General features: G+C 58.3%; 22 protein-coding genes. 17 read left to right on the top strand and 5 right to left on the bottom strand.

Features of this window, described 5'->3' with window-relative positions; translation table 11 throughout:
* Nucleotides 1-5: 5 nt before the first annotated feature.
* The 5 genes from BGO89_11370 to BGO89_11390 are packed head-to-tail and all read left to right on the top strand — an operon-like array spanning nt 6 to nt 6,424.
* Entirely contained in the window at nt 6-2,708 is a 2,703-nt protein-coding gene (locus BGO89_11370; GenBank protein OJX57097.1) for a hypothetical protein, read from the top strand.
* Complete coding sequence (locus BGO89_11375; GenBank protein ID OJX57098.1) at nt 2,705-3,391, top strand: hypothetical protein; 687 nt, start codon at nt 2,705-2,707, stop codon at nt 3,389-3,391. The genes BGO89_11370 and BGO89_11375 overlap by 4 nt, the downstream gene beginning before the upstream one ends.
* Nucleotides 3,392-3,432: 41 nt before the next feature.
* Nucleotides 3,433-5,034, top strand: coding sequence for a Na+/H+ antiporter (locus BGO89_11380; protein ID OJX57099.1), 1,602 nt, complete (start codon nt 3,433-3,435; stop codon nt 5,032-5,034).
* 42 nt (nt 5,035-5,076) lie between these two features.
* Nucleotides 5,077-6,075 (top strand): hypothetical protein, encoded by a 999-nt coding sequence (locus BGO89_11385; GenBank protein ID OJX57100.1) that lies wholly within the window; start codon nt 5,077-5,079, stop codon nt 6,073-6,075.
* Nucleotides 6,032-6,424: a hypothetical protein gene (locus tag BGO89_11390; protein ID OJX57101.1), complete on the top strand. Its 393-nt coding sequence runs from the start codon at nt 6,032-6,034 to the stop codon at nt 6,422-6,424. Before BGO89_11385 ends, BGO89_11390 begins: the two co-directional genes overlap by 44 nt.
* On the opposite strand, the gene BGO89_11395 is transcribed toward BGO89_11390, so the two are convergent.
* Complete coding sequence (locus BGO89_11395) at nt 6,372-7,262, bottom strand: hypothetical protein (protein OJX57102.1); 891 nt, start codon at nt 7,260-7,262, stop codon at nt 6,372-6,374. The genes BGO89_11390 and BGO89_11395 overlap by 53 nt on opposite strands.
* A gap of 356 nt (nt 7,263-7,618) precedes the next feature.
* On the opposite strand from BGO89_11395, the gene BGO89_11400 reads away from it, so the two are divergent.
* Nucleotides 7,619-9,889: a hypothetical protein gene (locus BGO89_11400; protein OJX57103.1), complete on the top strand. Its 2,271-nt coding sequence runs from the start codon at nt 7,619-7,621 to the stop codon at nt 9,887-9,889.
* Between the two features lie 29 nt (nt 9,890-9,918).
* On the opposite strand, the gene BGO89_11405 is transcribed toward BGO89_11400, so the two are convergent.
* A complete protein-coding gene (locus BGO89_11405; GenBank protein ID OJX57104.1) occupies nt 9,919-11,388 on the bottom strand; it encodes a hypothetical protein in 1,470 nt (489 codons plus the stop codon).
* Between the two features lie 207 nt (nt 11,389-11,595).
* The gene (locus BGO89_11410) at nt 11,596-11,895 is read right to left on the bottom strand and encodes a hypothetical protein (GenBank protein ID OJX57105.1); all 300 of its coding nucleotides are present in this window, start codon (nt 11,893-11,895) and stop codon (nt 11,596-11,598) included.
* A gap of 225 nt (nt 11,896-12,120) precedes the next feature.
* Here BGO89_11410 and BGO89_11415 point away from each other — a divergent pair, with 225 nt between their 5' ends.
* The 3 genes from BGO89_11415 (at nt 12,121) to BGO89_11425 (ending at nt 15,103) form a co-directional block, all read left to right on the top strand.
* Entirely contained in the window at nt 12,121-13,893 is a 1,773-nt protein-coding gene (locus BGO89_11415) for a hypothetical protein (protein OJX57106.1), read from the top strand.
* 25 nt (nt 13,894-13,918) lie between these two features.
* Nucleotides 13,919-14,572: a hypothetical protein gene (locus tag BGO89_11420; GenBank protein OJX57107.1), complete on the top strand. Its 654-nt coding sequence runs from the start codon at nt 13,919-13,921 to the stop codon at nt 14,570-14,572.
* A gap of 198 nt (nt 14,573-14,770) precedes the next feature.
* Entirely contained in the window at nt 14,771-15,103 is a 333-nt protein-coding gene (locus tag BGO89_11425) for a hypothetical protein (protein ID OJX57108.1), read from the top strand.
* 25 nt (nt 15,104-15,128) lie between these two features.
* On the opposite strand, the gene BGO89_11430 is transcribed toward BGO89_11425, so the two are convergent.
* The gene (locus BGO89_11430; protein ID OJX57109.1) at nt 15,129-17,000 is read right to left on the bottom strand and encodes an iron/manganese transporter; all 1,872 of its coding nucleotides are present in this window, start codon (nt 16,998-17,000) and stop codon (nt 15,129-15,131) included.
* A gap of 82 nt (nt 17,001-17,082) precedes the next feature.
* Between BGO89_11430 and BGO89_11435 the strand changes: the two genes are divergently transcribed.
* Nucleotides 17,083-17,436 (top strand): hypothetical protein, encoded by a 354-nt coding sequence (locus tag BGO89_11435; GenBank protein OJX57110.1) that lies wholly within the window; start codon nt 17,083-17,085, stop codon nt 17,434-17,436.
* Nucleotides 17,437-17,468: 32 nt separating this feature from the next.
* Entirely contained in the window at nt 17,469-18,233 is a 765-nt protein-coding gene (locus BGO89_11440; GenBank protein OJX57372.1) for a hypothetical protein, read from the top strand.
* Between the two features lie 147 nt (nt 18,234-18,380).
* Here BGO89_11440 and BGO89_11445 read toward each other — a convergent pair whose 3' ends face one another.
* A complete protein-coding gene (locus BGO89_11445) occupies nt 18,381-19,805 on the bottom strand; it encodes a hypothetical protein (GenBank protein ID OJX57111.1) in 1,425 nt (474 codons plus the stop codon).
* An 89-nt stretch (nt 19,806-19,894) separates the two neighbouring features.
* Here BGO89_11445 and BGO89_11450 point away from each other — a divergent pair, with 89 nt between their 5' ends.
* From BGO89_11450 to BGO89_11475, 6 genes are all read left to right on the top strand, one after another.
* The gene (locus BGO89_11450; GenBank protein ID OJX57112.1) at nt 19,895-20,311 is read left to right on the top strand and encodes a hypothetical protein; all 417 of its coding nucleotides are present in this window, start codon (nt 19,895-19,897) and stop codon (nt 20,309-20,311) included.
* A gap of 20 nt (nt 20,312-20,331) precedes the next feature.
* Nucleotides 20,332-21,213, top strand: a complete 882-nt coding sequence (locus tag BGO89_11455; GenBank protein OJX57113.1) for a hypothetical protein — start codon at nt 20,332-20,334, stop codon at nt 21,211-21,213.
* An 83-nt stretch (nt 21,214-21,296) separates the two neighbouring features.
* Entirely contained in the window at nt 21,297-22,286 is a 990-nt protein-coding gene (locus BGO89_11460) for a hypothetical protein (protein ID OJX57114.1), read from the top strand.
* A 380-nt stretch (nt 22,287-22,666) separates the two neighbouring features.
* On the top strand, nt 22,667-23,050 hold the full coding sequence (locus BGO89_11465) for a hypothetical protein (GenBank protein OJX57115.1): 384 nt from the start codon (nt 22,667-22,669) through the stop codon (nt 23,048-23,050).
* Nucleotides 23,051-23,396: 346 nt separating this feature from the next.
* Nucleotides 23,397-23,840 (top strand): hypothetical protein, encoded by a 444-nt coding sequence (locus tag BGO89_11470; protein ID OJX57116.1) that lies wholly within the window; start codon nt 23,397-23,399, stop codon nt 23,838-23,840.
* A gap of 35 nt (nt 23,841-23,875) precedes the next feature.
* Nucleotides 23,876-24,334, top strand: coding sequence for a hypothetical protein (locus BGO89_11475; protein OJX57117.1), 459 nt, complete (start codon nt 23,876-23,878; stop codon nt 24,332-24,334).
* The last annotated feature ends 10 nt before the right edge of the window (nt 24,335-24,344 follow it).

Genomic DNA, 24,344 nt, shown 5'->3' on the forward strand with positions numbered 1-24,344 from the left:
AACGTATGAGCAGCGAAGAACCGACACGCCCCGATCCCGACAGACTTCTCACCTCGCTCATCCAGGCAGGTGAACGGGAGGGGCGTGGCCGGCTGAAGATCTTTCTCGGAATGTCGGCCGGCGTAGGGAAGACCTATGCCATGCTCACGGCTGCGCACCGGCTCGTACGGGAAGGACGCGTCGTCGTCGTCGGTGTCGTGGAGACGCACGGACGTTCGGAGACGGCGGCCCTGCTGGATGGGCTGGTCGTCATCCCGCGCATGGCCGTCGGTCATCGCGATACGACCATCATGGAAATGGACCTGGATCACCTTCTGGCGCTGCATCCGGATGTCGTCCTCGTCGATGAACTCGCCCATACGAATGCACCAGGAACGCGCCATCCCAAGCGGTATCAGGACGTACAGGAACTGCTCGATGCAGGCATCGACGTCTATACGACGCTGAACGTCCAGCACCTCGAGAGCCGAGCCGACAACGTCCGCCGTATCACCGGCATCCGCGTACTGGAAACCTTGCCGGACAGCGTGGTGGACCAGGCGGACGATGTCGAACTCGTCGACATATCGCCCGAAGATCTTCTGCAGCGCATTCGCGAAGGACGTGTCTATACGGGTGATCGGCGCGAACAGGCCGCCAGCAACTTCTTCCGTGTCGGCAATCTGACGGCCCTGCGTGAGATGGCGTTGCGTACCACGGCCGACCACGTCGACAAGGAATTGCTGGACTATCGTGTCGACGAACGGATCGATACGGTATGGCCTGCGCGCGAGCGCTTCCTCGTCGCCATCGGTCCGAGTCCGTACGCAGCCAGGCTGATACGCTGGACACGGCAGGCTGCCGCCGCACGGGACATACCGTGGTTCGCAGTCTATGTACGGACACCACGTATGGTGTCCGAAGAGCAGCGTGAGCAGTTGACGCGGAACATCTCCCTTGCCCGTGAACTTGGGGCACAGGACGTCATCGTTCTCGACGACGATGACATAGCATCGGGACTGCTGACGGCGGCTCGGCGTATCAATGCATCCACCATCGTCGTCGGCAAACCACGCGTCCGGGGACGCCTTGCATGGACGTTCCGCACGGGGCTCGTGTCGCAGCTGGTGGAGAAGAGTCGTGACGTCGACATCGCCATCGTGCAGGGTATCGACGACGACAATGCCGGCGGACAGCGACGACCGATCTCACTGACGCCGATGTCCGGTTGGGCGGCCTATCCCGTACCCTTGCTGATCGGCCTCGCCTTGACGATGTCCTGCCTGCCTCTTCTGCCCATCGTAGGATATCAGGCCGTCGGGCTCATCCTCCTCGTCTATGTTGCGATACTGCCCATGCTGGCGGGTAGGGGACCGGTCCTCGTCACGGCCGCATTGATGGCGGTAATGTGGGATTTCTTCTTCATCCCGCCGCGATTGACGTTCAGCATCGGCAGGATAGAGGATCGATTGACCTTCGTCCTGTATTTCATCGTCGCACTCACGTCATCCGTACTCAGTACACGGATACGGCTGCGGGAGAAGGTGATCCGGCGACGTGAACGTCGTACCGATACTTTGTACCGTCTTGCCCATGATCTCGGCGATGCCGCAGGGCTGGACGCGATCTCCGTCGTCGTCTCCGAGCGGCTCGGACAGATGCTCGACGTCGATGTCTGTCTGATGATGCCGGATGCGGACGACAAGCAGTTGTCCGAGATCGTGCTGCCGGGCGCCACCTATGTTCCGGCGGACAAGGACGTCGGTGTGGCCACGTGGAGTTACCGTAACGGAAAGTCGGCGGGCAACGGAACGGACACGCTGCCTTCGGCGGATGGGACGTTCCATCCGCTCATCGTCGGAGATCATGTGGTCGGCATTCTGGGGCTTCGTCTGCGGGCACAATCGCGCGAGGCCGTGGACATCGTTTCCCTCGGGTCCGTTCTCCAGCAGATCGCACGTGCCATCGAACGGGAGCGGCTCCGCTCCGAAGCGGAACGGCTACGCATGACGGACGAACGGGAACGATTGTATCGATTGCTATTGAACACCGTTTCGCACGAGATACGAACGCCGTTGGCGGCAATCGGCGGATCGGCCGGAGTCATCCACGAACTGCTCGGCGAGGATGGTGACGCGCGTATCGTCGAACTGCTCGAGCAGATACGCCAGGGAACGGTGCGTCTGGACAGGCTCGTCGCCAATCTGCTTGATATGACGCGTATCGAAGGCGGAGGCGTGATGCTTCGGCCGGAGTGGACCGATATGCATGATCTCGTCCGCAGCGTCGTCGGAGCCCTGGAACATGAGCTCGCCGACCATCCGGTCCGGATAGAAAGCTCCGTCGTGCATCCACTCGTCAAATGCGACGCCGTGTATATGGAACACGTTCTGCGGAACCTGTTGCTGAATGCGGCCATCTACACGCCGCCCGGTACGGACATCGTCATCCGGCTCATCCCGGAGGTGGCTTCTTTCCGTATCGACGTCGAAGATCATGGACCGGGCATTCCGGATGAAGAGCGTCCCCACGTCTTCGACAAATTCTATCGAGGCAGCTCCGCACCGAGCGGTGGTACGGGCCTGGGCCTGGCCATCGTGGATGGCCTCGTCACCGCACATGGCGGCACGGTGCGTGTCGAAGTGGCCCATCCCGATCGGAAGGAGAATGCTGGCACACGATTCGTGATCACCATTCCGAACGAGGAAGATTCAGAGGTGAAGACATGACGACGGACAGTCCTACAGCCTTGCTGGTCGACGACGAGGTCGCCATTAGACGTATGATACGTATCGCCCTGGAATCGCAGGACTGGCGTGTGATCGAAGCCGGAAGCGTGCGTTCGGCTTCCGTCGAGGCGGCGATGACGCGTCCCGACGTCATCCTCCTCGACCTCGGTCTGCCGGACGGAGAAGGGGTCGACGTCGTCCGTACCGTACGCTCATGGAGCGATGTTCCCATCATCGTCATCACGGCACGGGATGCGGAGCACGAGAAGGTCGCCCTGCTCGATGCCGGTGCCGACGACTACATCACCAAGCCGTTCTCCATCCCCGAACTGCTCGCACGGATGCGTGCCCACGTGCGCCGGCGGGCGCGCACCGAGACGCAGGCCGACGTCGTGATCGGACCTCTGAGCATCGATCTCGCGGGTCATGTCGTCATGCGCGACGGGGAGCGCATACATCTCACGGCCACGGAGTTCGCCGTGTTGCGCGTGCTCGCATCAAATGCCGGGCGCGTCGTCACGAATCACCATATCCTCCGCAGCGTATGGGGACCGGGTGCGCAGGAAGAGATGCAGTACGTCAGGGTATACATAGCGGCACTCAGGAAGAAACTCGAAGTCGATCCAGACCGCCCTCTCATCATCAGGACGGAGATCGGCGTGGGCTACCGGATGGTACCGTAGCGGATGTATCGGGATGGCGCCGGGGAAGCTATTTTGCCACCATGCTTCCCTACAAGCTCCTGCTGATCCTCAGCCTCCTGTTCGCCGTATTCATGCTCGTCATGCTCGGGCAGAGACTGCGGATATCATATCCCATCCTCCTCGTGATCGCAGGATTGCTGATCGGTGTCGTACCGGGCATTCCACAGGTAGGCATCAATCCGGAATTCATCTTCCTGCTCGTCCTGCCGCCCTTGCTGTACGAAGCGGCATGGTATACGTCATGGTACGAATTCTGGAGGTGGAAGCGGCCCATCGCGCTGCTTGCCTTCGGTCTCGTGATCTTCACATCGGCGGCCGTCGCCCTCGTTTCCTCGGCCATGATACCCGGCTTTACGCTGGCGCTCGGCTTCCTCCTTGGGGGTATCGTATCGCCGCCCGATGCCGTCGCCGCTACGTCCGTCCTGAAAGGCATGGCGATTCCACGACGCGTTCTGACCGTCCTCGAAGGCGAGAGCCTCGTCAACGATGCATCGAGTCTGATCGTATTCCGCTTCGCACTGGCGGCCGTGGTATCCGGACAGTTCGTTCTCCGTGCCGCCGTCGTCGACTTTTTCGTCGTTGCTGGCATGGGAGTCGTCATTGGCCTTGCCATCGCCCATATCATGTACGTCATCCATCGGTGGATGCCGACGACTCCGAGCATCGATACGGCATTGACGCTGATGACGCCCTATCTCATGTACATCGTCGCGGAGCAGTTCCATTTCTCCGGCGTCATGGCCGTCGTCAGCGGCGGACTGTTCCTGTCCTTCCGTTCGCACGAGATACTCAGTTACCGTTCGCGTATCCAGGCGACGGGGACCTGGTCGACGGTCGTCTTCGTTCTGAACGGCCTCGTCTTCATCCTCATCGGTCTCGAACTTCCGGCCATCGTGGCGGGGCTTGGCGACTATTCCCTGATGCAGGCCATCATGTATGGTGTATTCATCAGCCTGCTCACGATCGCGATCCGTATTGCATGGGTCTATCCGGCCGCTTACATTCCGAGGATCCTGAGTAAGCGCATACGTGAACGCGAGAGCAATCCGGGATGGAAGGGCGTCTTCCTCGTGAGCTGGTCCGGTATGCGTGGCGTGGTGTCCCTCGCATCGGCATTGTCCGTTCCGTTCGTCGCCGCCGATGGTGCCACCTTCCCGCAACGGAACCTCATCCTCTTCATCACCTTCGTCGTCATCCTCTTCACGCTCGTCCTGCAGGGATTGAGCCTGCCGGTCCTCATCAGGGTACTCGGCATCCACGAAGTCGATGAACGTATGGACGAGGAGGAGCAGGAGGCGGCGATACGGCTTCGCATGACGGAAGCTTCGTTGAGTCATCTCAACGCACGGTTCTCCGCGGAGCTCCACGAGAATGAGCTGGTGCGGTCGCTGCGGACGCAGTACGAGCAGGATATCAGGATGATCGCGCAGCATCTGGATCAACTGGAATGCGACGAACACGAGAAGGCATTGATGAAGCGTTATCGTGAAGTCGTCGCCGAACTCATCGGTATACAGCGCAAGGAACTTGTGGCTCTGAGGAAGGAGCAGCGGTTCGACGACGAAGTGCTGCGCAAGCACGAAATGCATCTCGACATCGAAGCCGTTCGCATCGCCGACTGACGTCGGTGAAATGAACGGATGACAGGAACGTCGTAAGACCCCATGTATACCAATCCGATCCCGACACGCTTGAATGTCGACGGAGCCATGTGGGATGCCTTCAAGAGGTATGCCCGGCGCCCGAAAGGAATCGGCAGACCTCCCGATCCCATTACCGTCCATCCCATCGCGTCGGCCGATCTTTTCGCGTCGGCCTCGCAGGCGCCGAAGGTGTGGTGGCTCGGCCATGCCTCCCTGCTGATGGAGATGGGTGGTCAACGCTATCTGCTCGATCCCGTCCTCAACGAGCGCGCGTCGTTCTCGCAATCGATCGGGCCGCGTCGTCTCCATGCCTCGCCGATTCATCCGTCCGACATTCCCTACGTCGATGCCGTCGTCCTTTCCCACGATCACTACGATCACATGGACAAGTGGACGATCCGCATGGTGGCCGAGCGCACGCGCCAGTTCATCGTGCCGATGGGTCTCGGCGCGATCCTGCGTCGATGGGGTGTCCCTGCCGAGCGTATCGTGGAACGGAACTGGTGGCAGGACGTACGGCACGGTGACAACACGATCATCTGCACGCCTGCACGGCACTATTCGGGTCGTACGCTGTCGACACGCATGATGTCGACCTACACCACACTGTGGGCATCATGGTGTTTCGTCAATGGGGATCATCGCGTCTACTTCGGCGGCGATTCTGGCTTCATGCCGCAATACGACGATATCGGAAAGGGCTTCGGTCCGTTTGATCTCACGTTGATGCCCATCGGGGCCTACGACAAGGCCTGGGCGGAAATCCATCTCTTTCCCGAAGAGGCCGTTGCCGCACATGGTATGGTGGGCGGAGAGCTTCTCCTGCCGATACACTGGGCCACCTTCGATCTCGCCATCCATCCGTGGGCCGAACCCATCGATCGTCTGCAGAACGAAGCACGGCGGACCGGAACACGGCTCGTCGTTCCCGATCCGGGAGAAGTCGTTTCATTGAACACGGATCTGTCGAGGTCTCATGATGACGGAACATTCGCTGGATCTCAGGATCGACTGGAGTGACCTGGATCGCTTCGGTCACGTCAACAACATCGCCTACTTCCAGTACATCCAGGCTGCACGCGTCTCATACTGGGAAGAGGTGGGTCTGATGCATATCTACAACACCACGAACGTCGGTCCCATCCTGGCATCCACGAAGTGCGACTTCAAGAAGCAGTTGCACTATCCCGGTACGATTACCGTACGGACATCGTTGGCGTCGACGGGCAGGACGAGTTTTACGCTTCGTCATCTCCTTATCGACCAAGCGGGGGACGTCGTGGCAGAAGGAACGGACGTCATCGTCCTGTACGACTTCACGACGCAGAAGAAGATGGCTGTACGCCACGTGCTTGGTGATCCTTCGTGAGCGTTTCCGCAGCCATGGTCTTCGACGTTCCTGCCATCCGTTCGAGGCGCCGTGAGCGCGTGCGATAGGAGGGAATAATGATGGAAAGGAAGTAGACACGGATGATATACCACCAGAAACTGCGCTCGTTCAGGTCCGGTGCGATCTTGTCCGCGATCTTGGCATGCAGTTCGGGGGTCTTGCTCCAGTGCGTTCCCGCCTTGTCATGGTGGACGGTGTGATAGCCGTTGTTGAAGAGCAGTACGTTCAGGAAGCCCGTGAAATTGCGGGAGTGATCGAACTCGGATTCTTCGTCGGCATGAACGTGTTGTACGTAGTTGAAGACGAGAACCGCGAACAGGCCGAACTGTTGGGGAATGATGATGTAGAGCAGGGCCTTCTGCCAGTCGATGAGCAGGCCGGTAACGATCCAGGCGACGAGGAATGCATACTGCATGACCGCGAGCCAGTATTTCCGGCGGTTGTCCTTCCTCAGCATCTTGAGGTAGTCACGAATGGGCTTCTGTTGATAGAAGGAGCTGACCGAAGGATAGAGGAGAAGCATCAGCAGGTGATTGTGCTCCGTCAACCGATAGGTGATCGTATAGTCTCCCTCGCGGTTGTTGAGGGCATGATGGTTCATGTTGTGCGTTGGTATCCAGGCGAATGCCGGGAAGCCATAGAACACGGTGAGCCAGTAATCCGTAAGATTATTGAGCGTCTTGTTCCGGAAGATCGGCAGGTGATTGTGATTGTGGGCTATGACCGTCACCGCGACCGACAGAAAGAGATAGATGACGTAGAGCCACGGACTGAAGCCCTCCGATATCCAGAGGAAAAAGAACAGGGTTGTCGTCATTGCCATATAGGCAAGTGTTCGGCGGTCGGCTTTGTATCGCAGCATGTTGTCCGTTGCGTTGAGAGGGTGGAAGGAAAGTTAGCCCCAGATACCCATTATTTCTAGTCATTTTCTGACTACGTCCGGAAATAGGTAGAAATCCGGTCGCAAGCCGTTGATTCCAATGTGGTTGATTGTTCTGACGCATACGTGTTACAGCCGCAGTGTCCGGACCGGATCCGGGGAGCCTGCCTCCGACAGATCCCGTCAGGAAATCCCTTCTGCGGGACCGGACGAAGTATGATCTTTGCACCCGGTATTGAGAGGGTGGCACGCATGGATCGCAGATGGATACGGATCATTCAACGGGGCTGACGATGGCTGTGCGAATAACGACGTCGCTGATGATTCTGGGCATTCTCGTATCGACAGGGTGGGCGCAGGACAGCACAGAGGTCCAGAGGAACGTCATGGGCGGTATCGTCAGCGGTACCGTTGTCGATGCAGCTACGCAGCAACCATTGCCTGGTGTGAGCTTGCGGGTACGGAATTCCGACAAAGGAGCCGTTTCGAAGAAGGACGGTACCTATCGGATCACGGGTGTCGACGTTGGGATCGTACAGATCGAAGTACGTCTGCTCGGCTATCGACCACGCGTGGAGTCCGACGTCTTCGTGCGGTCCGGACGGGTGACGATCGTGAACACAGGGTTGCACGAGTCTTCCGTGGATATGGACGAAGTGCTGGTGACGGCGAACTACTTCGACAATGGTGCCGATGCCAACGTCAGTACGGTGTCCTTCAATGCCGAGGAACTACGTCGTTCCGCTGCATCCGTCGGTGACCTCAACAGGGCACTGCTCAATCTGCCGAGCGTAACGCAACCGGAGGACGAGGCGAACGATCTCGTCGTCCGCGGCGGCAGTCCGATGGAGAACGGCTACTATATCGACGGGCTCTATACGCCGAATATCAATCACTTCCCACAGCAGGGCGCGACAGGTGGAAACATTTCCATCGTCAACATGGACTTCGTGGAGAATCTCACGATGTCGGCCGGTGGCTTCGACGCGACCTATGGGGATCGGACGTCGGCCATCATCGATGTATCGTTCCGCGAGGGTAATCGCGAACGTCTTCAAGGACAGATCGATCTCAACATGACGGGCTTCGGTGGCAATATCGAAGGTCCGATCGGCAATGCAGGCTCGTATATGGTGTCGGGCAGGCGAAGCTATCTGGACGCCATCGTCGCCCTGCTGGATGTCGGCAAGGCTCCGAACTTCGGCGACGTCCAGGGTAAGATCGTCTTCGATCCCGGAGCGGGACATCGCATTTCCGCTCTTGGTATCTACGGTGTCAGCGACTTCAAACGTCCCAAGGATGTGGCGCAGACCGAAGGGAACAGTACCTACGGTGACGAAGGATATCATGTGTCGACGTCTGGGCTGACCTGGCGGGCACTGTGGGGCGAGTCGGTAGTGACGAATACCGCACTGTCCTATTCCCATATCGATGCGCGCAACACATGGTCGTCGGTCGATCGCGACAGTCTGGTGGAGCTGACGACGGTGAATGACGATGTCTTCAATCTGCGCAGCGTAACGGCATGGACGATAGCCGACGGTAGCCATCTCGAAGGCGGTATCGAAGCGCGTCAGCGCATCATGCGTTCGGAAGATTCCGAACGGCCGACATCGCAGTCGTTCGACGCAGGATGGATGGCGGGCTTCGCATCGTTCCGTCAGCGGCTCGGACGGTTGACGTTGACGGCAGGTATTCGTGGAACGTATTCGACGGCGATGAGACGCTGGACTGTGGACCCTCGATTCCAGGCATCGTATCAGGTATCCGAACCGTTCTGGATCACGGCCTCCGCAGGCGTCTTCCACCAGGAGCTGCCGCCCTTCCTTCTGGCGCAGGATCCGTCCAACCTGCGGCGCGACGTTCCTCGTGCGATGCACGGCATCGTCGGCGTGAACTGGCTGCCGATGCCCGACGTCAAGATATCACTGGAAGGGTACGTCAAGGAATACGATCGATTTCCGTTATCCGCAAACGTGCCGTACCTGTTCGTCGTCGACCAGGTCGCAGGCGACGTCTCGAATTACGGTCAGTACGGAGTTTTCAGCGACAGCGGTTCCGCCTACACACGCGGTGTCGAACTCCTCGTCCAGAAACGCCTGTCGGGGCATTGGTACGGCACTGCCGGTGCATCGTACTTCCGGAGCCGCTATCGGGACTTCGACGGAACATGGAGAAACCGGACGTTCGACAATCGTCTGGTACTCAATCTGCTGATAGGCTATGCGCCGGACAGTGCCTGGATCTTCAGTGCACGGTTCGTCTATGCAGGTGGCAAGGCCGTGACACCGGTCGATCCCGTCGCCTCGCGCGCGCTGGGCAGGACGGTGCGGGATGTCGCGAATACGAATACCGACTACCTCCCTGCCTATCACTCGCTATCACTTCGGGCGGACAAGCGCTGGTACTTCATGGGGGCATCGCTGACGACGTATCTGAACGTCGTCAACATCTACAACCGCAAGAACACGAAGCTGTACTACTGGGATATCAAGGATCAGAGCGTCGAGGCCGAACCGATGTGGGGAATCATTCCCATCTTCGGTGTCGAACTGGAACTGTGACGGTGTGGGCGCATGCGGAAGACGCCATATCAGGCCGTGATCGTACCACCCGTATGCTGCAGCAACGGTTCGATGACCCTGCGCGTCCACGAATTCCTGAACGTACCGCGGGGATCGAGGGCGAGAAGAACCTCGCACCACGTCTGCCATCGGGGATACATCGTGCGTACCTGTTCGGCGGTGAGAGCATCGAATTCCAGTCCCCAGTGCATCCGCGCATCGCACGTGGTCTGCAGGCGCCGCTGGATGTGATTCAGGATGAGGACGCTTTCTTCCGTCACACCGATGTCGGGCAGGGACATGAACGGCAGTTCGATCATGCACGTCGGACGTCCGTACTGCGGAGCCAGGTAGTGCGCAGATGCCGCGACGAAGCGCAGGGAGAACGGTGACGTCACGTACGTACGCCAGTTCTTCGGTACGCGGAGCTTGTTCAACGTTTCGATGATGATGTCGACGGCCGTGGCAGTCTGCTCGAAGGGCACGGCGATCTCGTTCGCATAGCCGTCGATGCCGCCCAGGCCGAGCGTCAGGACGCCGTCGTAGTGCGAGCAGAACGTTCCACGCAGGGCGCTGAGGCCGGAATCCAACAGACCTGGGATCTGGGTCGGATGATTGACGATATGGGATTGCAGTCCGATTCCGACGAGCTCCTGGGCTACGTTCGCTATCGCCAGCCAGGGACTGTCCCGTGTCGGCTGAGGGGAAAGGGCTTCGGTCGTGCGTGTACGTCGTGCCGTGACGAGGACCTTCGGTGCTCCGTCGGTCGAATACGGATTGACGAGTATCTCCTGGTGCCGGAATCGTGAGAAGATGGCGTGGTCGACGTCGATCATCGATCGTGCTTCCGTCCACCGTCCGAGGCGACGGTCTTCGAAGAGTTCGTAATCCGGAATGCCTTCGATGACGAGGGAGTGTACGAGTCCCATGCAGCCCATCGATACGACGACGCTGTGGAACCAGTCGTCGTTCTGTACGAGCGTTACGCCGGTCTCGGGTACGGCCGGATCCGTGATTCCGTTGGACGGCTCGATGCGGAAGACGCGGCCACCCGAAGCGACGATGAGGACGGATCTGACCATCTCGGCGATCGGCCCCAGTGTGAGCCCGCTTCCGTGCGTACCGGTCGTGATGGCGCCGATCAGCGCCTGCCCGGTATAGCTGCCCATGTTCGGCAACGCGAGGGGAGTCTTCAACGAACGCAGATGCCTGATGAGCTGTGCGAGCGTGATGCCCGCTTCGACGTTGACGAGACGCGGATTACCCGCCAGATTCCGCATCGGTGGCAAGGGGAGGGGAGAGGCATAGGAATGCGTCCGTACCATGACGTCGTCCGTCACCGCCACGGAACTGAAGGAATGACCGTCGCCGAAGCCGCGTACGGTGAGGCCGTGGGCCTCCGCATTGCGAACGATGTCGATGAGCTGTTGCAGCGTCGTCGGTTGTTCTATCCGCTTCGGTTTGACGACGATGTTGCCGCCGTAGTTCGACCATGTCATTCGTTCTCTCCTCGGGGTTCACGATGCCTGCGATCATTTGCGCATAAATACCGTAGCGCAACATTCGGCAATTCTACATATTTCTGTGATGCGGACCTTGCTCGACCCGGCAGGTCCCCATACACGACGAAGCCCCCGGTCATCGTCTCGATCACCGGGGGCCCCGCAGTCTCTTCTCTACATTTCCATCGCACTCACAACACCATGTCACTCTTCAGGAGGAGCCGGCACGGTTACGTCGACCGGTTGTGCCGTTTCGGCGGCGAGGTTGATCAAACTGGGATTCGAGCAGGAGGCGATGACGATAAGGGACGGATATGCGATCCTGTACGTCACACCGCCTACGGGAATCAAGCAGCGGCTATCGACGATGACGACCGTACCTATCGGCAACATTGCCTTGGGGCCTCGGACGAGGCCTGCAGGTGTAAGGGTGAGGAGATTGACTTCGCAAGCCATAAAGCTCAGCGTCTTGAGGTCTGCGCCAGGTATAGGATTCTCATCCATAGGATATGGCTTCTTCCGGAAATGGTGATGTAATGGGGGAGGACGGTTTCGACATGATGCCGACGTATCCATACTTGTACGCAAATTGTGGTTCCTATGGCTCCTTTGGCAATCCCTGGAAGTAGGTATTCTGAAGAAATATTCTCGTTTCTCTGGAATATCAATCGTGTCGGAGTTGAGCGGCGTTTCGACCAGGCCGTTGGAGAGGGGCGTGTCCTTTCCGCATTGTATGATCTGAATCAGGCGATTCTCGTTCGTGACGACGTCACGTCCAAAGCCCTGATGGATCGGCATTACGATCCTCTGGATAAGGGAATCATGTTCGTGGACGAACTCGTCCGCAGCAGATGGTGTGCTACGTTTGGAAACCCATCCGACGTCGTCGTCCATCTCGATCTGGCTGAAGCTCTTGCCGAGGGAGGTCACGCACTCGTTCTCGCGGCATTGCTGCACCGCCAGGGGCACCTTGCGCGCAAGCGGAGCGAGTACGCGCGCAGTATCTCGATGCAGCTTCGCGCCGAAGCTACGTTCCAGGAACATGGATGGATCCTCGATGCGGCGTTCTGTCGTGTGGAGATCGGATCGGTTTTGTTGATCAATGGAGATGTTGCTGCCGCCACGACTGCATATCTTGCGGCCCTCGACGTCGTCGAGAAGGAGGGAAGTTCCCGTCAGACGCAAGGTATCCGTGCCAACGTAGCCGCCACCTTGCAGCGAACGGGCGATCATGGTCGTGCCAAGGTGATGCTGCGCGAAGCGCTTGCACAACCCCCTTTCGATTCGCCATCGACAGGGAGGGCGATTCTTCTTCAAAATCTGGCAGTGATGGAAAAGATCGAACAACAACACGTCGAAGCGCTCAGGTTGTATGACGAGGCGCTGGCATGTATCGACGCGACGCCGCCGACATCCCAGTTCATCAGATTGATCGTCGGCAAGGCAGAGTTGTTGGTGAGGATAGGAAAGCACGAAGAGGCCAGGAATCTGGTGGAGAGCATCTCGATGGACGATGTCGCCTCGGCATCGGCAGTCGCGCGGGTAGAGGTCTACTCCCTGCGCGGACGCATCCATGGAGTGCTCGACTCACCGGCGGACGCGGCGCATTGGTTCGAACTTGCGAGCGCCACCGCCTACGAGCATCGCCTCTACGAGGAACGCGCCAACGTCCTCAGGGAACATCTCGTCATCATACCCGGCGACGACGAGCGCTACAGGGCGCGCCTGTTGCAGGAACTCGCCGACGTGCAGACGCAAAGACTGGATGAAATGTCGGGATCGATCGGACGTATCGTGGACTTCCGTGCCAGCTACGAACGTCAGCTCGGACAGATCGAAGTAGAACGGCAACAGGAGAAGACACGCGTCATCATCGAAACGCAGGATCGCGTCAGCAGATCGATCGCACGGGATCTGCACGACAGCGTCGGACAGGACCTGACCATCCTGCGCCTGCTGATCGATCAGCTGGGCCGCGGCGAACAGTTGTCGGAACAATCCATGCAGGACGTCATGGTACGTGCCCGGGAGAAAATCGTCGAAGTGGCCAACGACGTCCGGCGTATCTCCCATGAGCTATCCAATACGGTACTGGAATCGCAGGGCCTCGCGGCGGCGATGCAGATACTTGTCCAGGACACGGCCCTGGCCGTGAATGGCCTTTCGATCAACTACGGTGCACATGGAGACATCGACACCATCCATCATGATCTCGCCCGATGCCTCTACCGGTGCGCGCAAAGCCTGCTGCAGAACGTATTGCGGCATGCCAACGCAACGGTCATCGAAATGCAGCTCATCGTCCATGAATCCACGGTCGATCTCTCGATCGAGGATAACGGTACGGGATTTGATGTCGGGACGACCAGCAAAGGACTCGGACTCCGCGAGGTTGCTGCACGTGTGGGTACCTACGGAGGAACGCTCCATCTCGATACTACGGTTGGACACGGCACGTTCACGCACGTGAGCGTACCATTGGCGGAAGCAACGACATACTGAACACATAGCCTGGAGCAAGCCGAACATGACGACAAGCAATCCGATCCGCGTCTACATGGTCGATGACCATCGCAGTGTCCTTGAGGGTATCAAGGCCGCATTGCTGCTGACGTCGGACATCCATATCGTGGGATCCGCCACCGATTCCGTGGCCGCCCTCGAAGAGATCGGTCAGCGTCGGAACGAGATCGACATCGTCCTGTCCGATGTCGGTATGCCTGTCATGGATGGTATCGAGTTGTGTCGCAAACTGAAATCGGGCGGCACGCTTCCCTATGTGATCCTTCTTACACAATACAGTGAAGCGGAAGTACGTTTTCGCGCCGTTCGGGCCGATGCCGACGGTTACGTCCTGAAGGTCGCGGGAATCGACGAAATCCTCGCCTGCCTCCGCAACGTCATGAACGGTTCCTTCGCCCAGTTCGAGCGTTCCTATTATCAGCCCACCATCAGCAATCGCCGTCTCGGCCTGACCGAAACCGAACTCAAGATCCTGAAGATGATTGTCTACGACGAACTGACGTCGCGGGAGATCGCCGAGCAACTGTTCCGCAGCATTCACACCATCGAACAGCACCGCAAAGCCATCATGGCCAAGCTCGGCATCAATTCCACGATCGGCCTCGTGAAGTACGCTTACGCCATAGGCCTCTACAATCCGGATTCCGAGAACATCTGATCCCCTGAACATGGTATTTCCGTGGCGCTCCCCGGTTGGCGGGATGCCTGGCTCCATGGAAAGTAGGAAGTTCGTACCCATGCAATGCAGGTTCATGGAGTAGCGTAGTGCTGTGCTGGAACCGCGGTACGTGTATGGTCCAGCGCAGCTACTCCTCCGATCCCGGGCAAGGATCATGCACTCTTATCAGAGGTGTTCATGTATACGACCGTTCACGTCCAGTTCTCGAAAGACATCGACCTCAATCATTTCAAGATTATCGACATCACGTCGACGGGCGATGAAATGGAGATCAATGATCAACTGGAAGTGCGTATGGGAACAGCCGAAGGTGTGCGTGGTGCCTGGCTTCGTGACCTGCATGCCCAGGTCATCCTCAGGTTTTCCGCCGCTGGCGGCCGCGCCGGAGAGGAGGCGCAGCTCGTCGTCGAATTCGATCGCGCGACGGGAACGAAACGTCACGTCATCGAGATGCAGTTCGATGATCGGGGCTATTGTTCCACAGGCAGCATGGTATTGCCGACGAGCTGAACGATGATCGTGATGTGGGATGGGCTCAGACCACCAGCATCGGGATCGAAATCTTGTGCCGGATGGCGTCGATCGTCGCACCATGGACGATGTCGCTGATGCCGGAGTGACCATGCCCTGCCATGACGAGCAGATCGGCGCCGCTTTCCGCGACCTGCCCGACCAGGACCTTGCGGGGCTCACCGTGACATATCCGTACTTCCGCACTGCGTCCGGTCCGACGTATCTCATCGGCGTAGCGCTCCAGACGTGTACGGTCAGCGCTCGTCTCCCTGTCGTAGGCCTCTTCACCCATGACCAGTGCGCCCGGTGTCTCCACGGCATGGAACAGGATGATCGTACTGCCGGTGTCTCCCATCGAAACGGCTGCACGGAGCGCATTCTCGTCCACATCCGAGAAATCGACCGTCACGGCGATGCGGGAATAGCGTATGTCGACGTTCAGATCCATCGCGCCATGCTGCTCCTTGTGCGGCATGAGAATGTGTCGTCTGCGATGTGTGCGTAAGGGCATGACGGTGGCATAGACGAGGATTGCGACGAAGAACAGGCAGGCGGGTACGACCGTCAGCCAATAGATGTAGGGTGTTGCACTCGATTCCATCCATCCGGCGATCTCCGCGTAGACGAGGCGGCCGTTCAGACCGATGATGACGAAGGCACTCAACCACGCGAGGAACCTCACGATTCGCCCAATGGCGAATTCCCCCATCTCCCGGCGGTCGCTGACGAAATGGATGAGGGGAATGATGGCGAAGCCCAACTGCAGACTGAGGATCACCTGCGACAGTACCAGAAGCTCGCCGACGGCTTCTTCTCCAGCCACGAGAATGACGATGACGGCAGGAATGATGGCGATGGCACGTGTAACGATGCGGCGCAGCCAGGGGCGCAGGCGCAGCCCCAGATATCCCTCCATGACGACCTGACCGGCAAGCGTCCCCGTGACGGTACTGCTTTGTCCCGCCGCGATCAGTGCCACGGCGAAGAGAATGGGTGCGATGTCGCTGCCGAGCAGTGGAGCCAGAAGCTTATGGGCGTCCTGGATCTCCGTGACGTCATGCAGTCCGCGCGTATAGAACGCCGAGGCCGCGACCACCAGGATGGCAGCATTGACGAAGAGTGCCAGGTTCAGGGCCACGGCCGAGTCGATGACGTTGAACTTCAACGCTTCGAGGATACCGCGTCGGTCGCGCGAGAACAGGCGGGTCTGTACGAGGGCGGAGTGGAGATAGAGGTTGTGCGGCATGACCGTCGCACCGATGATTCCGATGGCGATATAGAGGGCCTCGGTATTCGGAATGCGTGGAACCAGTCCCGTTACCAGCGTCCCCGCATCGGGTTTCGACATGATGACCTGGGAAAGAAAGGCCAGGCCGATGATGGTGATGAGGCCGAGGACGATGGCTTCCAGTCTGCGCACGTTTCCGCGCATGATGGCCATCAGGATGAACGTGTCGAGCAGCGTGATGACGACACCCCAGAGAAGAGGGATGCCGAAGAGGAGTTGCAGGCCGATGGCCATACCGAGAACCTCGGCCAGGTCGCAGGCCGCGATGGCGAGTTCGGCCAGGCCATAGAGGACGAAATTGACGAAGGGCGGATAGGTCTGTCGCGAAGCCTGCGCAAGGTCCATGCGACGTACGAGACCGAGCCGGGAACTGAGGCTCTGCAGCAGCAATGCAATGAGATTGGACAGGACGAGCACCCACAACAGCGTATAGCCGAACTTGCTGCCCCCGGCGATGTCCGTTGCCCAGTTGCCCGGATCCATGTAGCCGACGGCGACGAGATATGCCGGCCCCATGAAGGCCAGCAACCTGCGGAAGAAGCCATTGCGGCTGCGCGTATCGACGCTCTGATGTACTTCCTCGAGGGACGGACTAGGGTGTTTCATGTCGTAAAAATAATTTAGACATGACTAATCTAGTGAAATCGTCACTGAGTACAAGAATAACACGTCAGAACCCTATGTCGCCGTGGAATACGTCATCCCTACCCGTCTCGAGTTCTGGAGGTGGGGTAACGGGACGAACCCGACCGGATGGAGCGAGCCGCAGGACGACCGCGATTCCGGCATCGATGGCGATAGGGAAGAGCCGGAGGATGCGATGGAGTTGAGCGACACGGACGGCATCATCGGTACACCGCCGGAGAAGGCAGCCCCCGATGACCGGGCCGGGCATGGTGGTGGTAGCGCCCCCGCCTATGTCGAGGCCGATGAGGGGAAGGATACTGCCGGACCGCACGGTCCGGGTACGTGGAACACGTATGGCGATGGGCGGATGGAATCCGATGAACTGACACGTGGAATGCCGAGATTTGCGTCGTGAAGAACGTATGGAACGAGCGAATGACGACTACCATGAAAAGACTGCTTCCTGAAGTAGAGGCCCTGCATGTGAATCGTGTGCTCGCCGCCGAGAGGAAGAGCAGCACGATGCCCGTGATCGTCGATACGGATGCAGGACCGTACTTCGTCAAGCTTCACGGAACGGCACAGGGAAAGTCGGCCCTCGTCGCGGAAATCATCGTTGCCGAGCTTGCCGAAGCGCTCGACCTCGATGTTCCGGAACGCAGGCTCATCATGCTGGGACATGACGTCGTCAGCGACGACAAGAACGACGAGCTCGCAGATCTGCTGAATGCGAGCCGCGGTCTCAATCTCGGATTCCACTACATGAAGGGTGCCCGGGATATCCGTCCCGACGACATTCCCTCGATCGATGAAGATATAGCGTCGCGCATCGTATGGCTCGATGCCCTGGTGATGAACATGGATCGTACGGCTCGCAATCCGAATCTTCTGCTGTGGATGAAGAAGCTCTGGTTGATCGATCACGGTGCGTCGCTGCCGTTCCAGTACAACTGGAATAACGTGACGGAAGAGTCGCCGCGCCGCCGTGCTCCGGAGCACCATGTGCTGGAATCGCGGGCGAAGCGTGTACGTGAGTGGGACCCGATCCTTGCGCAGACTCTCACCCGTGATGTCCTGATCCATGCCGTCGACTGCGTACCCGACGAGTTCCTGAACCACGATACCGACGATGTAACGAGACGTCGAGCGGCCTACGTTGCCTATCTCTGGAAGCGCCTGAAGGATCCACGGCCGTTCATTCACCAAGCGTAGTATCCGACCGGACTGGACGTCGATGTACGAACACGTTCCGCAGTTCTGATGGCTGCGATGGTAACGGCGCTGATTACCTGTGCGGTATACTATGGAAGCATCGTATTCCGAATCTCATCGCCGGGTCGTACGGAGGCGGTATCGGCGTCAGAAGCTGATCTGGTACTGAAGAACGACCTGGTTCTTCCGCTCGCCACGGACGATCGTTTCCTGCCGTTCACCCGCTCCGTTGGCAAGAAGTCCGAAGGTCGGTCTGTTCTCCAGGTCGACGGATACCCGGGCCCGTATACCGTCGATGAGCAGTGATGCACCCAGACGATAGACGTCCACCGTACTGCCGAGGCGGTCGTAGTTGCCGAAGAAGGCGCTGACGTACGGCATGATGCCGGCCTCGCCGATGATCTTCGGAAACAGTACTCCACAATGACCGTAGACGACCGTACCGGTACCGTAGATCGGATAGGCGTTACCGTATGTAGCGCCCACGTTAGGGATCGGTTGCAACGTGGAACCCGACTGTGGCGCGGTACCCGTCCCCGGGTTCATGATGCCGTTGTATCGAAGATGGTTCTTGCCGTAGTTGTTGCGGAAGACACCCGCATAGGCGCTGAGTGTCGTACCTGACGCATCGATCGGCGCATCGTACAGGGATTCCACGGCGATGAGGAGCAGATCATCGTAGACCGTATCGGCACCGGCCGTACGCCACATCGCATTCGGCTGATGCATCACGCCCGCTGCGACGTTGAAGACCTTGCGTGTGCCGAAGTACGATCCGGCCATATTGGCGATGGTATGAGGTTCATGATCACGGAACTGCCAGATCACGTAGGCCTGTTTCTGCAGGTGATGTCCCTGTTGCGCGAACGTCGCGGTGGCATTGATGGCTGGCTGCGGACTTCCCGTCGACGTGACGGGGAAGGGGTCGGACAATGCGAGGCGGTAGTCGATCGGACCGATCTGTCCACGTGCAGTCATGCTGAGTTTCCGTCCGAAGACATCGATCTGTTCCACCGTCGCCTGGCCGAAGACGGGAATGTCGGTCGTGGCGATGGCGATCACCGCAGGCTGCGAGAATCGCGAGAGGCCATTGACGAAGGTCAGCCCCATGCCGAGCTTGAGTTCGTTACGTTCCGACACACGATACTCTCCGAAGACGTCGTGGAAGAAAGCCTGAAGCCTGCGATTTCCTCCGATGGCGAAGTTCGTGTTGTAGTTGTTGAAGCCGTAGTGGAGGAAGAGGGATGCTCTCTCCGTGATCTGGGCGTAGCACTGGATCCGTGCCCTGCGGATGCCGATGTCGAACGTGGTGGCAGCGGGCTCTCCCTGTTGCACCGTTCCCGGATTGCTCTCGTTGTATCGTGCCCAGAACTGCGCCATCATCGAGAGCTTGACGTACTGGCTGCTGTCGTCACTCAGATTCCATCGCAGGTCCTGGGCCGACAGGCCGATGGACGCGACGAAACAAAGGACGACGAGGAGAGGCGGGGTATTTCGCTGCAGGCAGGCATTCATGCTGCCGAAGTTATGGAAATAGGACACTATGTTCGGTCCCGGAAGAGCGATAATCATGGTTCGGATACGTCGAAGGACCGGATTCGTATATTGACGACTTGACGTCGGGCCATGACGTCGCACCAACCACATACTGTGAGCTGATCATGGGGAAGAAGCACTATGTCGCAGTGATGATCGCATTGCTCGTCGTCGTTGCGAAGGCCTTCGCAGGGGATACCGGTGACGTCACCGTGGAACAGGCGCGGAAGATGATCGACAGGAAGAACGTCATCGTCCTCGACGTGCGCAAGGCCGATGAATATGCAGCTGGACATCTCGCCAATGCCGTATGGATCGACTTCTATTCGGACAAGTTCGAGAGCAGGGTGAAGAAGCTCAGCAGGAAGAAACAGATCGTCGTCTACTGTGCAACCGGACGCAGGAGTGCAGCGACGCTGGAAATGATGAAGAAGAACGGTTTTACCAATGCCCATGACATGCTCGGTGGATACAAGGCATGGGCGGAGAAAGGTCAACCCGTCGTCATTCCGAAATCCTCTGGCGGCAGGAAAGGCAAGTAATCCTACGGATCGAAGCGCACATGACAGAGATCGTCGATATCGTCGTCAATGCCTATCTGGGATACGCGAACTACCTGTGGTATGAGATCACGACGCCATCGTGGAACAACTACTTCTACTGGCTGATTGGCGTCTCGCTCGTCGTCTGGGGCCTGGAAATCGTCGTTCCATGGCGGAAGAAGCAGGCAATCGTCCGCAAGGACTTCTGGCTCGACGCCTGGTACATGTTCTTCAACTTCTTCGTCTTTTCCCTGATCGGCTATGCCGCCATTTCGAACGTCGTCGTCTATTTCGTTCGCTCGGGTGCCGCATCGCTGCTCGGAATCAACGAATTCGACATCATCGACGTGCGCGGTTTGCCGTGGTGGTCGCAGCTTCTCATCCTGTTCGTCGTAAGGGACTTCATCCAATGGAATGTCCATCGACTTCTCCATGCGGTGCCCTGGCTATGGCGGTTCCACATGGTACACCATAGCGTCGAGCAGATGGGATTCGCGGCCCATCTGCGATTCCACTGGATGGAAACCGTCGTCTATCGCGTGCTGGAGTATCTTCCGCTCGCATTGATCGGCTTCGGACTGAAGGACTTCTTCGCGGTCCATATCTTCGCCCTGGCCATCGGCCATCTCAACCATGCGAATCTTTCCCTTCCGATAGGACCTCTGAAGTACATCTTCAACTCGCCGCAGATGCATATCTGGCATCATGCGAAAGAGCTTCCGCACGACGTGAAGGGCGTGAACTACGGCCTCTCGCTTTCCTTGTGGGACTACCTGTTCGGAACGGCGTATATCCCGGTGAACGGCCGGGACATTCCGCTCGGCTTCGACGGCGTGGAGCGATATCCGGACAGCTTCCTCGGACAGATCGTCGAACCGTTCCGCCGCCGGAAAAATATCTGAAGGTGAAACCAAAATCATGGTCGTGGGTTATTGATCCTGCACAGGGGAGCAGAGTATAACCAACGTCAAGGGCAGGACGATTCATGCGTCGTAACATCCTGTATCTCGCCGTCATCGTGATGGCCATAGCCTCGTGTCAACCGCCGGCTGATCGGCAGGAAGAACCGACAGTCGCCGCAACGGCGATACCTCTTCACACTGCACCGGATACGTCCACCATTCCGAGTGGCCCGACCGGGGAGATGATCCGCTACGGACGTGAACTCATCGTCAACTTCCCGTACTACCTCGGTCCGAAAGGAACGGTCGGCAAGTTCGGGAACAACGGGCTCGGTTGCCAGAACTGCCATCTCGATGCAGGTACCCGACCCTACGGTCTGAACTTCTTCTCCGCACACGCGCGATACCCTCAATACAGAGGACGTGAAGGACGCATCCTGACGCTCGGTGATCGCGTCAATAACTGCATCGAGCGTCCGATGAACGGCACGCCGATGCCGCTGGACAGCAAGGAAATGGTCGCTATTCTTGCCTACATGAAGTGGCTCAGTGCCGGAGTTCCCGTCGGCGGTCACGTTCCTGGCGATCAGCTCAAGGAAATCGTACTGTTGAACCGTCCGGCCGACCCGCATAAAGGACGTGACATATACACCCGCCACTGCATGCGCTGCCACGGAGATGACGGCCAGGGCGTACTGAAGGAGGACGGAAAGTCCTACGTCTATCCTCCGGTATGGGGCAAGGAGTCGTATCAGCCCGGATCGAGCATGCACCGGCTCATCAAGAGCGCGCAGTTCATCAAGTACAATATGCCCTTCGATCTCGCACGCTGGGACAAGCCTGTCCTGACCGACGAGGAAGCGCAAGACGTCGCCTCCTATATCAACGACGACAAGCTTCACCAACGTCCGCATACCGAGCTGGATGACGACTATCCCGTTCAGGTCGATAAACCCGTCGATTATTGCGATGGCCCGTACTCCGATCCGTTCACCCAGGAACAGCACAAGTACGGTCCGTTCAAACCCATCCTCGAATGGCGCAAGAAGAACAAGCAACCGACAGGCTACTGACAAGGCTATGACGATCGTGCGGGAAGCGTCGTTGAACGATGGAGATGGCTTCTCCGTCAGTCCTCGCTTCCCGATACTACCTGCTTGTCGGTATTCGTTCGTATCGGGTGAGAATCGGCAAATTGTTCTTGCTTGCCTTCGATATTGTAGTATAATTTGCATTCGTAGTGCAAGGTTGTGGTCCGCTGAATGTAGTGCCTGGTTCGCCCTGTAAGGTTTCCTTCCCGTGATAGATAGGCCGAAGTATCCGATACTCCATACCGGTAAAGGGTCGGAGACGGAGGTCCCATATTCTTACATTTCTTACTGGAGTAGTGCGTATGCGACGGATAGTTCACTCAATGGCGATTCTTGCCATTTGCATGGTTGGGGTGGTTTCTGTGGCTCATGCAGACAAAACGACCACGACGACGACGATAACGGTCGAGCGCTACGATAACGGATTCGGTCTGCCGGATTGTGAGTCCTCGGGTACGGGATGTACCGTCACGATAACGAGAACGCAGGAAAAGGGTTCGGTCATCGCCCCAAGTGGAGGAGGCTTCATTCTTCACGTTGCGAATACGGATATGGTCGGTGTCGTACCACGTGGTACGGGACCGGTTACCAAGCCTCTGGTCAATCGCGCTGTCACCCTTCCCCCGACGACGACGGTAACGATCGACGACAGTCCATCCTATCCCTTCCTCAACGGTCGTATCATCAATATCAGCGGTATCGCGACAGACGTCAACGGCGGGTATTCCGTATCCTTCCTTCCATAACGTGAACAAGGACTGGCGATGGAGCAGGTTGTCGCGTGATGGATGGAGCCATGGTTACTGAGAAGCAGGAGGAGAGTGCCGGACGTCCCCGGTAACCGGTATTTCCTGTTGCCGAAACATTGGCACATCGATTCTCCTTGCTTGTGCTCATCGTGTCCGTCTATATTCGCTTCGTAGTGCAGAAACATGACCGCATCGTTGTCCGTTGTAGTGACCGGGCATGGAGGACGGATCTTCTTCTTTCGATATCGTTCGTATCCGGGCGTCGGGGGCTCCATACCGGTTAGGAGTACTCGATGTCGTGGGATACTCTTTCTTATCCATTCTATTTTTCGGAGTAGTGAGTATGCGACGACTGACCAGATATGCCGCGATGCTCGGCATCTGCCTTATCGGTGCCATGTCCACGGCACACGCCGACAAGACGACGACGACGACGACCAAGACCGTCCAGCGGTACGATGCCGGATGGGGTACGCCCGATTGCGAGTTTTCCGGCTCCGGATGTACCGTTACGGTGACGACGACGACGGAGACCGGTTCGATCATCTCGCCCAGTGGTGGCGGCTTCATCCTTCAGGTCCTCAATACGAACATGACGGGCGAAGTGGTACGCGGCACCGGCCCCGTACCGGTTCCCGTCGTCAATCGTGCCATCATCTTTCCGGCAACGACGACCGTGACGATCGATAATAGCCCAAGCTATCCGCTCCTCAACGGTCGTATCATCGACATCAGCGGTATCCCGACGAACGTCAACGGTGGATACACCGTGTCCTTCCTTCCTTGATCCTGGTTGTTTCATCCCTCAATCATTCCGGAGTAATGAGTATGCGACGAATCATCCGTTCTGCCGCCGTTCTCGGAGTATGCCTCCTGGGCATCCTGTCGGCAGCCCATGCCGACAAAACGACGACGGTGACGACGATGACGGTACAGCGCTATGACGGTGGAACGGGACTTCCCGACTGCAATTCCTCGGGTACGGGATGCACGATCACCATTACGAAAACGGTCGTGACCGAGTCTATCATCGCCCCGAGCGGTGGAGGTGGCGGGGGACTCATCCTTCAGGTGCCCTATACGGACATGACGGGAACGGTCCCGCGTATTACCGGCCCTGTCACGATACCGTTGGCCAACAGGGCTATCACGTTCCCCCCGACGACGACGGTAACGATCGACAATAGCCCGACATATCCGCTCCTCAACGGACGTGTCATCAATATCAGCGGTATCGCGACCGACGTGAACGGCGGTTATACGGTACTGTTCATGCCATAAGAACATCGAC

Source organism: Candidatus Kapaibacterium thiocyanatum, assembly GCA_001899175.1.
GTDB classification, from domain to species: domain Bacteria; phylum Bacteroidota; class Ignavibacteria; order Kapaibacteriales; family Kapaibacteriaceae; genus Kapaibacterium; species Kapaibacterium thiocyanatum.